The sequence below is a fragment of the Nocardia sp. JMUB6875 genome, from assembly GCF_041154655.1.
Lineage (GTDB): Bacteria > Actinomycetota > Actinomycetes > Mycobacteriales > Mycobacteriaceae > Nocardia.
The window spans coordinates 32,901-45,701 of record NZ_BAAFGR010000051.1; the positions used below are offsets into that span (position 1 = coordinate 32,901).

Consider the following 12,801-nt stretch of genomic DNA (forward strand, 5'->3'; position numbering starts at 1 on the left):
CTGCCACGTTCGTGCGGCACCGTGCCCGTTACCCTCGAACCCGTGCGGCAGAAGATCCTGATGGACAACGACACCGGCATCGATGACTCCCTCGGCCTGCTCTACCTGCTCTCCTCCCCCGAGGCCGAGATCGTCGGAATCGCCTCCAGCGCGGGCAATGTGCCCGCGCCGCAGGTGGCGGCCAACAATCTCGCCCTGCTCGACCTGGTGCGCGCGCCGGACCTCGAGGTGGCCCAGGGGGCGCTGACTCCCCTGGCGGTTCCCCTGCGCACCACCGAGGACACGCACGGACCCCAGGGTGTGGGCTATGCCGAGCTGCCGCCGACCACCCGGAAACTGTCCGACCGCTCGGCGGCGCAGCTGTGGGTGGACCTGGTCCGCGAGCATCCCGGCGAGATCGTGGGCCTGTGCACCGGCCCGCTCACCAATCTGGCGCTGGCGCTGCGCATGGAACCGCAACTGCCGCAACTGCTCCGGCGGCTGGTGATCATGGGCGGCGCGTTCAACCATCCCGGCAACACCACCCCGACCAACGAGTGGAATGTGCACGTGGATCCGGAGGCGGCCAAGGAGGTCTTCGACGCCTTCTCCGCCGCGCCCGCGGACCGGCGGCCCATCGTGTGCGCGCTCGACATCACCGAGACCATCGAGATGAAGCCCAAACACCTGGCGCTGCTGGCCGAACGGGCCGCGAGCACGCCGGTGGAGCTGGTGACCGAGAACGATCCGCCCGAAGCGCGGTCGGCGGCGAGCAACCCGCTGGTTCGGTTCCTGACCGATGCGATCCGCTTCTACTTCGACTTCCACAAGCTCTACGACCAGGGCTATCTGGCGCATATGCACGATCCGTTCGCGGCGGCGGTCGCGCTGGATCCGAGTCTCGCGATCACCAAGCCCGCGACCGTGGACGTGGAACTGGTCGGGACCATCACCCGGGCCACCACCGTGGCCGACTGGGCGGGCATGTGGGGGCGAGAACCCAACGCGGACATCGTGGTCGCCACCGATCCGGAGGTGTTCTTCGACCGGCTGATCAGTCGGGTCGGCGACTACGCGCGGACGCAGTTCGCGGAGGGCGAGACCGGCCGGTGACCGACGAGCAGGACCTGGACTACATCAGCGGTTTCCGCGAGCGCCTGGGTCTACCCGGGATCATCGACGTCCACACGCATTTCATGCCCGAGCAGGTGCTGCGCAAGGTCTGGGGCTACTTCGACGCCGCCGGGCCGCTGATCGGCCACCGCGAATGGCCGATCACCTACCGCGACGAGGAACAGGTGCGGCTGAAAACGCTGCGCTGCTTCGGAGTTCGCGCGTTCACCTCGATGGTCTACCCGCACAAGCCGGACATGGCGGCGTGGCTCAACGACTGGTCCGCCGACTTCGCCGCGCGCACGCCCGACTGCCTGCACACCTCCACCTTCTACCCCGAGCCGTCCGCGCCCGCCTACGTGCGCGCCGCGATCGAGGGCGGCACCCGAATCTTCAAGCTGCACATCCAGGTCGGCAACTACGACCCGGCCGACCCGCGTCTCGACGAGGTGTGGGGCATGATCCAGGACGCGGACATCCCGGTGGTCATGCACTGCGGATCCGGCCCCGCCGCAGGCGAATTCACCGGTCCCGGCCCCATGCGGACACTACTGCGGCGCTTCCCGCGACTACGCCCGATCATCGCCCACATGGGCGCCCCCGAGTACAGCGAGTTCCTAGACCTCGCCGAGTCCTATCCCGGTGTCCTGCTCGACACCACCATGAGCTTCACCGACTTCTTCGACGCCGCCGACTTCCCCACCGCCGAACTCCCCCGCGTCCGCGACCTCGGCGACCGCATCCTGTTCGGCAGCGACTTCCCCAACATCCCCTACCCCTACGCGCACGCCCTGTTCGCCCTGGAACGTCTGGACCTCGGCGACGACTGGCTGCGCGCGGTCTGTCACGATAACGCGGCACAGGTGTTCGGAATCGGCTAGCACCTCAGGAAAGGCGGGTCGGGTCATGCGGTTGGTCGCGGAGATTCTCGTTGGATTGCTCGCCGCTTTACACGTGTACATCCTGGTCATGGAGATGTTCCTGTGGACGACGCCGCGGGTGCGGGCGAGCTTCGGGAGTACGGCCGAATTCGCCGAGGCGACCAAGGTGCTGGCCGCGAATCAGGGGCTCTACAACGGTTTTCTGGCCGCCGGACTGATCTGGGGGCTGATCGCCTCGGATCCGGTCGGGCAGGCCGCGAAGGTCTTCTTCGCGGCCTGCGTGGTGGTGGCCGGACTCTACGGTGCCGCCACCGCCAGCCGACGGATCCTGTTCGCCCAGGCGATTCCGGGCGCGATCACTCTCGCCGCGGTACTGATCGCCGGATAGCGGCCTAGTTGGAAGCGGCGCGGAGCGCGATCTTCGCGTTGCGGCCGGGGCGCTCGGTGGCCGCGGCCGCCTCGCCCGCTTCCTCGAGCGGGTAGGTCGTCTCGATGGGCAGGTCCAGTACGCCCTTGGCGGCCAGGGTGACCAGCTCGGTGATGAGGCGGCGGCGCTGCTCGCCGCCGATCTCCTCGGCCCGCTTGGAACCCCAGAAGCCCTTCACCACGGCCTGTTTGAAGATGATCGGGCCGGGGTTGAGGACCAGCGGCTGGCCCGAGAGCGCGCCGAAGGTGATGAGCTCACCGCCCGCGCCGAGCAGGGTCAGCAGGTCATTGGCGGCCGGGCCGCCCACCTGGTCGACGGCCCGCACGATGGGCTCGCCGCCGGTCAGTTCGCCCGCGCGCTGCTGCCAACCCTCGGTCTCAGTGTCGAGGACGGGTTCGAAACCCAGCTCCTGCAAGGACTTCGCGGCCGCGGCACTGCGCACCAGATTCAGGACATTGACGCCGCGCGCCCGGGCGAGCAGGTTCACCAGCCGCCCGACGGCACCGTTGGCCGCATTGATCGCGATCCACTGTCCGGCCTCGACATTGAGGTCTTCCAGCAGCATGAGCGAGCTCAGCGGCATGGCCAGCAGCTGACTGGCGGTCTCGTCGGACACCGAGTCCGGCACCGGCAGCACACCGGCGGCCTTGGCGACGAAGTACTCCGCCCACGCGCCCTGCACACCCGAAACCGTCACGCGCTGACCGACTTCCAGCCCGGTGACGTCGGGGCCGAGCGCGTCGACCACGCCGACCGCCTCGGTGCCCGGAATCGCGGGCAGCTCCGGCCGATAGCCGTAGACGCCGCGGACAATGGCCAGGTCGTGATTGTGGATCGGGGCCAGCGTGGTGGCGATGCGCACCTCACCCGGACCGGGCTCGGGCACGGGCCGCTCGCCCGCCTTCAGCACATCCTTGGGCTCGCCGAACTGTTCGATGACGACCGCACGCATGCTCATCCTCCTCAGTCCTCGACCACGATGACATCGACGGGGATATTGCCGCGGGTGGCATTGGAGTACGGGCACACCTGGTGCGCCTTGTCCGCCAGCGCCCGCGCCTCGTCCAGGGGCAGGTGCGGCAGCGACACCTCGAGGGTGACGGTCAGGCCGAAGCCGCCGTTCTCGTTGGGGCCGATGCCGACCTTGGCGCCGACGGCCGAGTCGTCCACATTCTCCTTGGTGGCGCGGGCGACGGTGCGCAGCGCGGAGTGGAAGCAGGCCGCGTAGCCGGCGGCGAAGAGCTGCTCGGGATTGGTGCCGAGGCCGTTGCCCCCCATCTCCTTGGGGATCGACAGGTCGAATTCGACTTTGCCGTCATCGGTGCGGACGTGGCCGTTGCGGCCGTCGCCGGTGGCCAGGGCCGCGGCGGTGTAGAGCACGCTCATCGGTCGTTCTCCTTCGATCGGGTGTGGTTGGTCAGCGCCGCGGTGAGGCGGTGCAGGGTTTCCCGGAGCTCGGACAGCTCCGCCAGGGACATGCCGGTGATCTCGGCCGACTGCTCCGGGATGTGGCATGCGGCGGAGCGCAATTCGCGCCCCCGGTCGGTCAGGCTGATCTCGACGCGGCGCTCGTCGGCGGCGGATCGGCGGCGTTGCACGAAGCCCGCCGATTCGAGCCGTTTGAGCAGCGGCGAGAGCGTGCCCGAATCCAGGTCGAGGGCCGAGCACAGATCGCCCACGGTGCGGCCGTCGCGCTGCCAGAGCGCGAGCAGCACCAGGTACTGCGGATAGGTGATGCCGAGCGCGTCGAGTTTCGGGCGATACATGGTGGTCATCGCCCTCGACGCCGCGTAGAGCGCGAAGCACAGCTGGTTCTCCAACGCCTGCTCATCGGTCACATCCAACAACGTAGCCCGCAATTAGATTGTGCACAATCTATCTAGGCGTCTCGTGCGTCACACGGGGCCGCGACCGCGACAAGGCCCGGTACCAATCACCGGGAAACTCCCTCGCGGGCAGCCGGATTGGCGCTACCGTCCCCTAGAACGCGTTCTAATAGCGGACTGGAGTTGCGATGACGCACGAGGTAGTGAGCCGGGTCGAGGAACTGTCGGGGCAGTTGGCGGCGACCGCCGACGAGACCGAGCGGCTGGGGAAACTCTCCGACGAGAGCGTGAAACTCATTCGCCAGGCCGGGGTGATGCGGCTGCTGCAGCCGACCGATTTCGGCGGGTACGCCGCCCATCCGCGGGACTTCGCCGAGGCGGTCATGGCGGTGGCCAAGCATTGCGGATCCACCGGGTGGGTGTGCGGTGTGGGCGGGGTGCATCCGTGGGAGATGGCGCTCATGGACCGGCGGCTGCAGAACGAGGTGTGGGGCGAGAACCCGGACACCTGGATCGCCTCGCCGTACGCGGCGATGGGGGTGGCGACTCCGGTCGACGGCGGGTTCGTCCTGCGCGGGCGATGGCAGTTCTCGTCGGGCACCGATCACTGCGATTGGATCTTCCTGGGCGCGATGACCGGTGACGCCGAGGGCAAGCCGCTGATGCCGCCGAAGGTCATGCACGTGGTGCTGCCGCGCAAGGACTACACGATCGTGGACGATTCGTGGGACGTGATCGGGCTGCAAGGCACGGGCAGCAAGGACATCATCGTCGACGGCGCGTTCATTCCGTCGTATCGGACCATCGAATTCGATGCGGTCGCCGAGGGCGAGACCGCGGCCGAGCGGGCGGGCCGCACCGATACCGTCTACAAGCTGCCGTTCTGGGCCATGTTCCCGCTGGGGATCACCGCGGCGGTGGTCGGCATCGCCGAGGGCGCGCTCGCCGCGCACCTGGATTACCAGCGCGACCGGGTCACCGCGATGGGAACCCGGATCAAGGACGACCCGTACGTGCTGTCGGCGATTTCCGAGGCGGCCGCCGATATCGCGGCCTCGCGCACCCAGCTGCTGGATGGCGTCAGCCGCCTCTACGACCAGGCCGAGGCGGGTAAGGAAATCAGCTTCGCCGATCGTTCCCTGGTGCGCCGCAATCAAGTTCGCTGCGCGTGGCGGGCGGTGTCGGCGGTGGACGAGATCTTCGCGCGCTCGGGCGGGAACGCGGTGCGGCGGGCGAATGTCATGCAGCGATTCTGGCGGGACGCGCATGTGGGGCTGCAGCATGCGATCCACACGCCCGGATCGCTGTACCACTCAACGGCATTGACCATCATGGGTGTCGAGCCCGAGGGACCGCTGCGCGCCATGATCTGAAATACCGCCGCGTCGTACCGCGTCCGGATCCGATCACATCGAAACCACGCCCGGCGGCCCTGCTTCCGGGCGGTTCGGGTGCCTGATGCCGTAGGTTTGCCACCGAATGTGTCCTGGCAGGCGATTCGGGAGGCGAGGAGGCGCGGTGACGCGGGCCGGCGGCGAGGGCGGTACGGCGGTCTGCACTGACCTGCCCCTGTCTGCGGCGCAATTGCGGTGGTGGGTGGCCCAGCAACTGTTCCCGGCCGTGCCGAACACCGTGGCGCTGTACCTGGAGTTGACCGGGGCGCTGGAGCGGGAGCTGCTGCAGGAGTGCGGGGCGCGGGCGGCGCGGGAGCTGGAGTCGCCGCTGCTGCGATTCCGGCTGGTGGACGGACTGCCGCGGCAGTACGCGGATCCGGAGGCGTTCGAGCCCGCGCCGTTCGTGGATCTGCGCGACAACACGGATCCGCTCGGGGCCGCACTGGAATTGATGGAGGCCGATTACGGTTCGCCGCTGGATCTGCTGACGGATCCGCTGACGGTCGCCACCGTGTATCGGCTCGGGGCCGAACGGCATCTGCTGTATCTGCGCAGCCATCACATTGTGCTGGATGGATTGGGTGCGGCGGCGTTGCTGCGGCGCACCACCGAGTTGTACAGCGCCACACTCGATTCGGAGGCCGCGCCCAGGAATGAGCCGTCCTTCCTGACGGTCGCCGAGATCCTCGAGGACGAGCGGGAGTATCTCGGGTCCGCGCGGTGTCGCATTGATCGCGAGTACTGGTCGCGGGAGATGAGCGGGATGCGCGAGCCGGTTCGGCTGGCCGGAGCGCCCGCCGTCCCGGCACCTCGGCCGCATCGAGTCGCCGCGGCGGTGCCGGAGCCGATCGCGAACCGGCTGCGAGAGTTGCTGCAAGAGTCGGGAATCGCGTTTCCCGAGGTGACCATCGCGGCCTTCGCCTGCTATCTGGCCGGGATGACCGGCTCGGACGAGATCGTGCTGTCCCTGCCGGTGCCCGCCCGGCCGAGCGCGGCGCTGCGGCGCTCGGCGGGGACGGTGTCGAATGTGGTGCCGTTGCGGCTGACCGGGATCCGCGCCTCGACCGGGGCCGAGGTGATCGAGCAGGTGCGGGCCAAGGTGGTCGGGGCGCTGCGGCACCAGCGGTACCGGTACGAGGACATGCTGCGCGACAGCGGGGAAAGCCATACGGTCCGGGGCAGTTTCGGGCCGGTGGTGAACATGCTGCGGTTCGTCGAGCAGCCGCGGGTGGGGCCGTTGAGCGGGGAGGTGCGGCTGCTGTCGCTGGGGCCGGTGGAGGATCTGCTGGTCAACGGGTATCAGCTAGGGCCGGACGAGCGCACGATCACCGTTGATATGCAGGCGAATCCGGAGGTGTACAGCCGGGAGACGCTGGCTTGGCATCACGAGCGGTTCCTGGAGTATCTCGGGCGGTTCCTGGCCGGGCTCGACCGGCAGGTTCCCGGGGTCGAGCTGCCGGAGACGCCGCCGGTCGCCGCGGCCCGACAGGCCTTCCGGCTGCTTCCGGATCTGCTGCGCACCAATCTCGTTGGGGCCGGTGATCGAGAGGCGGTCGCCCTCCAGGACGGCGGCCGCGTGTGGACGTATCGGGAACTGGACGAGCTGTCGTCGCAGTGGGCGCGCGAGCTGATCGAATCCGGGGCCGGGCCAGGCGAATTCGTCCTGGTCGCGGTGCCACGCTCGGCCGAGTCGGTGCTGGCCGTGTGGGCGGTCGCCAAGTCGGGAGCGGCGTTCGTGCCGGTGGATCCCACCGATCCCGCGCGGCGGTTGCAGACGGTCGCGGCGGATTCCGGTGCGCGGGTGGGGATCACGGTGTCGTCGGTGCATGCGGACCTGCCGGATGGGCCACGCTGGCTGGACCTCGATGATCCACTCCTCGGCGCGAAGGTTCGGAAGCGATCCGGTGCGGTCGTGCGGGACACGGACCGGACCCGGCCACTGCACGCCGAGCACCCTGCCTATCTGATCTACACCTCCGGTACGACCGGGACGCCGAAGGGCGTCGTGGTCACCCATCGCGGGCTCGGGTCGCTCACGGACTACATCGTCGAACACTATGGGGTGAGCGCGGATTCGCATGTACTGCACGCGCACGCACCATCGTTCGATGCCCATCTGCTGGAGTTGTTGGCCGCGTTCGCGGCGGGGGCGCGGCTGGTGGTCGAGCCGACGGGCGTCGTCGCCGGAGCCGACCTGACCAAGCTGCTGAATGCTGCACGGATCAGCCACTTCCTGACGACCCCGGCCGTATTGGCGACGCTGACCCCGTCCGAGGTCCCGACCTTGCGGGTGGCGGTCGTCGGAGGGGAAGCATGCCCGGCCGATCTGGTGCGGCGCTGGGCGACGACGCTGCGGCTTTTCAACGGGTACGGCCCCACCGAAACCACCGTCATGGCAACACAGTCGGCCGCGTTGGCCGCCGACCGCCCCGTCACGATCGGCCCGGCGCTGCCCGGGGTGCGGGCGCTCGTGCTGGATGCCCGGCTGCGTCCGGTGCCGCCCGGCGGCCGGGGCGAGCTCTATCTGGGTGGTCCCGGTGTGGCGCAGGGCTATCTGCATCGGCCCGCTGCCACCGCTGAGCGGTTCGTCGCCGATCCGTTCGGCTCGGGTGAGAGGCTTTATCGGACCGGCGATCTCGTCGTCGCGGAGGTCGACGGGAACCTGGACTTCCTGGGTCGCGCCGACGATCAACTCGCAGTGCGGGGGCGGCGTATCGAGGCGGGTGAGGTGGCGGCGGCGCTCATGACGCTGCCGGAGATCTCGCAGGCCGTGGTCACCGTGGAGGAGGCGCCGACAGGTGCGCGGTTGATCGGCTACGTCGTCGCCGCACCGGGAGTGCCACTCGATACCACCGCCCTCGTTCGCCGCCTCCGCACGCTGTTGCCCGCGGCGCTCGTCCCAGCGCAGCTGGTCGAGCTGGACCGTCTTCCGATTACCACGCACGGCAAGGTGGACCGCGCCGCCCTGCCTCCGGCACCCGCCGTGCACCACCCGTACCGGGCACCGGAAAGCGAGATGGAGCATTTGGTGGCCGAACAATTCGCCGCCGCGACCGAGACCGAGCAGGTCGGACTGGACGACGACTTCTTCGAGCTGGGCGGTAATTCCCTGCTGGGCGTGGCGGTTTCGGCCGAGTTGTCGGCGGCCACCGGGCTGCCGGTCACGGTCCGATGGTTGTACACCGCACCCACCGTCGCCGAGCTGGCGGAGCGACTGACGAGCCACGACGGCAGCACTGCCAGCGATGACGCCTTGGGCGCGGTACTCACCCTGCGCCGCAACGGTTCTCGCACTCCCCTGTTCTGTGTGCATTCAGCCGTCCCGCTGGCCTGGTGCTATGCGGGCCTCGCCCAGTACGTCAAGGACCGGCCGGTCTACGGATTGCAGGCACTGAGCCCGAGCGGCGATGTGCAATCCGCCACCAGCATCGACGAACTCGCCGTCGGCTATGTCCGGGAGATCCGGCGTGTGCAGCCGGAGGGGCCGTATCACCTGCTGGGGTGGTCGCTCGGAGGGCAGATCGCGCACGCCATCGCGGTGCGGCTGCGCGCCGAGGGTGCGGAGGTGGCGACGCTGGCCATGCTCGACAGCATCGTGTTCCCCGATGACATGCCTCCCCCACCGACCCCGCGCATGCGCGATCTGCTGACACACCTGCTCGGCGACGAGCCCGAGGACGCGGACGAGCTCCCCGATGTCACCGCCGAGCAGGCCGCCGCCGAATTGGCCACGTCCGCAGCGTCTTTCGGATCGGGATTGACCGCCGACCAACTCACCCGGCTGCATCGCGGCTACGTCGACGGTGTGCAGCTCTCCGCGCGGTACCGACCGTCCGTGTTCGACGGGGACCTGCTCTACTTCTCCGCCACGCGCGGCATGACCGACTCCCTGGATTCCGGACTCTGGCGGCCGTACGTCACGGGCAAGCTCATCGAGCACCCGGTGGCCGCCACCCACGCGCAGCTCACGAATGCCGACGTCGTCGCCGTCATCGGCCCGATTCTCGCCGCGCACCTGGACCGCGAGGACCGCGGATGAGGGCTGGATCGCGCACGGGCGTGCGATGGTTCAACGTCTATCAGGATCCGGAGCTGTGGGAGCAGCAGGGCGACGCGGCCGGGACGCTCACGCGGTGGGTGAGCGAGCATCTCATGCATCCGCACCCAGACCTCGGGCGACCGGGCCCGGTCTGCCCGTTCGTCCGCCACAGCCTGACCCGCCGGCTGTTCTGGGCAGGGCTCGCGGAGGGCGGCGACGAGCTGCCCGTGGAGCGCATGAACCTGATCGTGGATGACGCGTTCGAACTGTACCGCGAACTGCGGCAACAGAATCCAGCCGAGACACGAGGCCTGACGCTGGTCACCGTTTTCCCCGGCCTCACCCGCTACGAGCTGATCGACGCCGTCCATCGCGACCGCAAAACCGAGGTGGTGTCCCAGGGCATGATGCTCGGCCAGTTCTACCCCGGCTGCAGCGTCCCGGGTCTCTGGGACCGCGACTTCCATCCCTTGGATTCACCCCTGCCCATGCTGGTCCTGCGCGCGATGATGAGCACCGACTTCCCCTTCCTCGTCGCGCGCTCCGACTGGCTCTACGCCTACTTCTCCCAGCTCGCCCCCGATCTCCCCCGCAAACTCCGCTGGTCGATAGCTGAACGGATGCGCGTACCCGAGTCGGAGGCGGGTGAGATCACCGCCCTGCGCGCACATTCCGCCGACGAACACGCGCGGTGATTCCAGGAAATAGGCTCTAACGGCGGGATACTCCACTCATGCATCGGCTATCACGCGCCCTCCTTACCCTGATCGCCACATTTGCTGCCCTTGTGCCCGTCACCGCATCCGCCGACCCGGGCGACGGCTCCGCAATCGTCGGCATGCGCCCATTGGGCGGCCGCCAGTACGAGGTGACCGTCTACTCCGCCGCCATGAACCGAACCATCCCGGTATGGGTTTCACACCCGGACTTCCCGGCCCCCGCCCTCTACCTCCTCAATGCCGTCGACGGCGGCGAGGACGGCGGCCCCTGGACCAACCGCACCGATGTGGCCCATTTCTTCGCCGACAAACCGGTCAACGTCATCACCCCGATCGGCGGCCGAGCCAGCTTCTACACCGACTGGGTGGCCGACGACCCGACCCTGGGCCGAAACAAATGGTCCACCTTCCTGATTCACGAATTGCCGCCGCTCCTGGAATCGCGCTTCCAAATGACCGGCCGGAACGCGGTGGCAGGCGCATCCATGTCCGCAACCTCCGCACTCGACCTGGCCCTCGACGCCCCCGGCATGTACCAAGCAGTCGGCTCCTACAGCGGCTGCCCCCGCACCAGTGATGCCGTGGCGCGCGGCTACGTCCGCTCCGAACTGGGTTTGTTCGGCGCGAATGCGGCCAATATGTGGGGCGCTGACGACAATCCGGCCTGGAACGCCCATGACCCGGTCCTCAACGCCGAACTGCTCCGCGGAGTGGCGCTCTACATTTCCGCCGGGAATGGGCTGCCGGGTATCCACGAAGGGATCGGCGATGCCTCCATCGCCGGGAATGTGCCGGGGCTCGCAGATCGGGTGGCGGTCGGCGGGATCATGGAATCGGTGGTGCGTAATTGCACGGATTCGCTTGTGGGGCGGCTGGCTTCGCTTGGGATTCCGGCACAGGTCGCTTACCGCAATGGAACTCACGCTTGGCCGTATTGGCAGGACGATGTTCATGATTCGTGGCCATTGTTTGCGGCGGCATTGGGGGTCTAGTTTGAAAACCCTTATATCACTTGGTAATTCGATTCGAAAACATGATCGAGAAGCGTAGAATGGAGGCATGACCAGCGGTGAAGGGATTCTCGACAACGGCACGATCGCCCACGCGATCGCGCTGCTGTCGCAGATCACCGACACCCTGCTCAGCCAAACTTTCGGCGGATACACCGACACCGAATTCGTCGCGCAAATGCAGGAATTCGAAGCCGCCAAGCGTCGCCTGGCCGCGGTCGACCACCGCTTCGTCGGCGAAGTCCGCACCCGCAACCTGCCGGAGAAGGCGGGCTGGAAGAATCACACCGGCAAGTACCTGCAGCAGGTGCTGCGCCTCGGCCACGCCGAAGCCGGTGCGCGCGTGAATGCCGCCGAGCAGCTCGGGCAGCGCCAGGTCATGGGACAGGTGTTGGAGCCGAACCTGGCGTGGGTGGCCGCCGCCCAAGAACAGGGCTTGGTGTCGGCCGATCACGCGCGCCGGATCGTGCAGATCGTGCGCCGTATCCCCGCCGTCACCGACCCGGAATTGGTCGGTAAGGTGGAAATGGAATTGGCGCACTTCGCCACCCGCTCCATCCCCGATGATCTCCCGAAGCTCGGCGACCGCATCCTGGGGTTCCTCGACCCCGACGGGAAGCTCGTCAGCGAGGACGACCGCCAGGCGCGGCGCGGGATCATCCTGGGCAAGCAGGGTGTGGACGGCATGAGCACCATCACCGGTCAGCTCACCCCGGCGGCGCGCGCGTTGTTGGATCCGATCTTCGCCGACCTGGCCCAGCCCGGCATGTGCAACCCCGACGACCCGCAGAGCCCGCAGCGCGCCAAGGGAATCCACCCCGACACCCTCCAAGCGGCCGCGCGCCGTGACACCCGCTCGACCGCCCAGCGTCAGCATGACGCCCTCGTGGCGTTGCTGCGCCCGGAGATGGGTCCGGCCAACCTGGGCCAGCACCGCGGCCTGCCCGTGGCCACCATCATCACCATGAGCCTGGCCGAGGTCGAAGCCGCCGCCGGGGTCGCGACCACCGCTTCCGGTGGGACGGTGCCGATGGAAGAGGCCCTGCAGCTCGCGCAGCAGTCGCGTCCGTTCCTCACGATCTTCGACCATGCCGGCCGCCCACTGCATTTCGGTCACGCCAAGGCCCACCGCCTCGCCCACGCCGACCAGCGGCGTGCGTTGATCGCGGCCGAGCGTGGCTGCACCCGCCCCGGCTGCGACGCCCCCGCCACCCTCTGCCAGGTCCACCACGTCACCGACTGGGCCAAAGGCGGGCCGACCGACATCGAAAACCTGACTTTGGCGTGCGATTCCTGCCACTCGTTGATCGGGGAAGGCCCGGACAAGTGGAAGACGGTGGTGATGCCACCGGGTTCCGAGCATGCCGGGCGCATCGGCTGGATCGCCCCTGCCTCGATCGATCCCTCTCAGAC

General features: G+C 68.4%; 11 protein-coding genes. 8 read left to right on the forward strand and 3 right to left on the reverse strand.

Going from position 1 to position 12,801, the window contains the following annotated elements; all coding sequences use genetic code 11:
- Window positions 1–60: 60 nt before the first annotated feature.
- Genes ACAM49_RS15515 through ACAM49_RS15525 form a run of 3 tightly spaced genes read left to right on the forward strand, consistent with a single transcriptional unit; the run spans window position 61 to window position 2,361 of the window.
- Window positions 61–1,092 (forward strand): nucleoside hydrolase, encoded by a 1,032-nt coding sequence (locus tag ACAM49_RS15515; protein ID WP_369636213.1) that lies wholly within the window; start codon window positions 61–63, stop codon window positions 1,090–1,092.
- The gene (locus ACAM49_RS15520; protein WP_369636201.1) at window positions 1,089–1,973 is read left to right on the forward strand and encodes an amidohydrolase family protein; all 885 of its coding nucleotides are present in this window, start codon (window positions 1,089–1,091) and stop codon (window positions 1,971–1,973) included. The genes ACAM49_RS15515 and ACAM49_RS15520 overlap by 4 nt, the downstream gene beginning before the upstream one ends.
- Before the next feature lie 25 nt (window positions 1,974–1,998).
- Entirely contained in the window at window positions 1,999–2,361 is a 363-nt protein-coding gene (locus tag ACAM49_RS15525) for a DUF1304 domain-containing protein (RefSeq protein WP_369636202.1), read from the forward strand.
- A gap of 4 nt (window positions 2,362–2,365) precedes the next feature.
- Here the strand turns inward: ACAM49_RS15525 and ACAM49_RS15530 are convergent, their stop codons facing one another.
- The 3 genes from ACAM49_RS15530 to ACAM49_RS15540 are packed head-to-tail and all read right to left on the reverse strand — an operon-like array spanning window position 2,366 to window position 4,238.
- Window positions 2,366–3,352, reverse strand: a complete 987-nt coding sequence (locus ACAM49_RS15530) for a zinc-binding dehydrogenase (RefSeq protein ID WP_369636203.1) — start codon at window positions 3,350–3,352, stop codon at window positions 2,366–2,368.
- Window positions 3,353–3,363: 11 nt separating this feature from the next.
- Window positions 3,364–3,786, reverse strand: coding sequence for an organic hydroperoxide resistance protein (locus ACAM49_RS15535; protein ID WP_369636204.1), 423 nt, complete (start codon window positions 3,784–3,786; stop codon window positions 3,364–3,366).
- A complete protein-coding gene (locus ACAM49_RS15540) occupies window positions 3,783–4,238 on the reverse strand; it encodes a MarR family winged helix-turn-helix transcriptional regulator (protein ID WP_369636205.1) in 456 nt (151 codons plus the stop codon). Before ACAM49_RS15540 ends, ACAM49_RS15535 begins: the two co-directional genes overlap by 4 nt.
- Before the next feature lie 176 nt (window positions 4,239–4,414).
- Here ACAM49_RS15540 and ACAM49_RS15545 point away from each other — a divergent pair, with 176 nt between their 5' ends.
- The 5 genes from ACAM49_RS15545 to ACAM49_RS15565 all read left to right on the forward strand — a co-directional run.
- The gene (locus ACAM49_RS15545) at window positions 4,415–5,599 is read left to right on the forward strand and encodes an acyl-CoA dehydrogenase family protein (protein ID WP_369636206.1); all 1,185 of its coding nucleotides are present in this window, start codon (window positions 4,415–4,417) and stop codon (window positions 5,597–5,599) included.
- Between the two features lie 145 nt (window positions 5,600–5,744).
- Complete coding sequence (locus ACAM49_RS15550) at window positions 5,745–9,659, forward strand: amino acid adenylation domain-containing protein (protein WP_369636207.1); 3,915 nt, start codon at window positions 5,745–5,747, stop codon at window positions 9,657–9,659.
- The gene (locus ACAM49_RS15555) at window positions 9,656–10,354 is read left to right on the forward strand and encodes a DUF6875 domain-containing protein (protein WP_369636208.1); all 699 of its coding nucleotides are present in this window, start codon (window positions 9,656–9,658) and stop codon (window positions 10,352–10,354) included. Before ACAM49_RS15550 ends, ACAM49_RS15555 begins: the two co-directional genes overlap by 4 nt.
- Before the next feature lie 38 nt (window positions 10,355–10,392).
- Window positions 10,393–11,370 (forward strand): alpha/beta hydrolase, encoded by a 978-nt coding sequence (locus ACAM49_RS15560; protein WP_369636209.1) that lies wholly within the window; start codon window positions 10,393–10,395, stop codon window positions 11,368–11,370.
- Between the two features lie 67 nt (window positions 11,371–11,437).
- Window positions 11,438–12,801: DUF222 domain-containing protein (locus tag ACAM49_RS15565; RefSeq protein ID WP_369636210.1), on the forward strand; the 1,364-nt coding region annotated here is incomplete at its 3' end.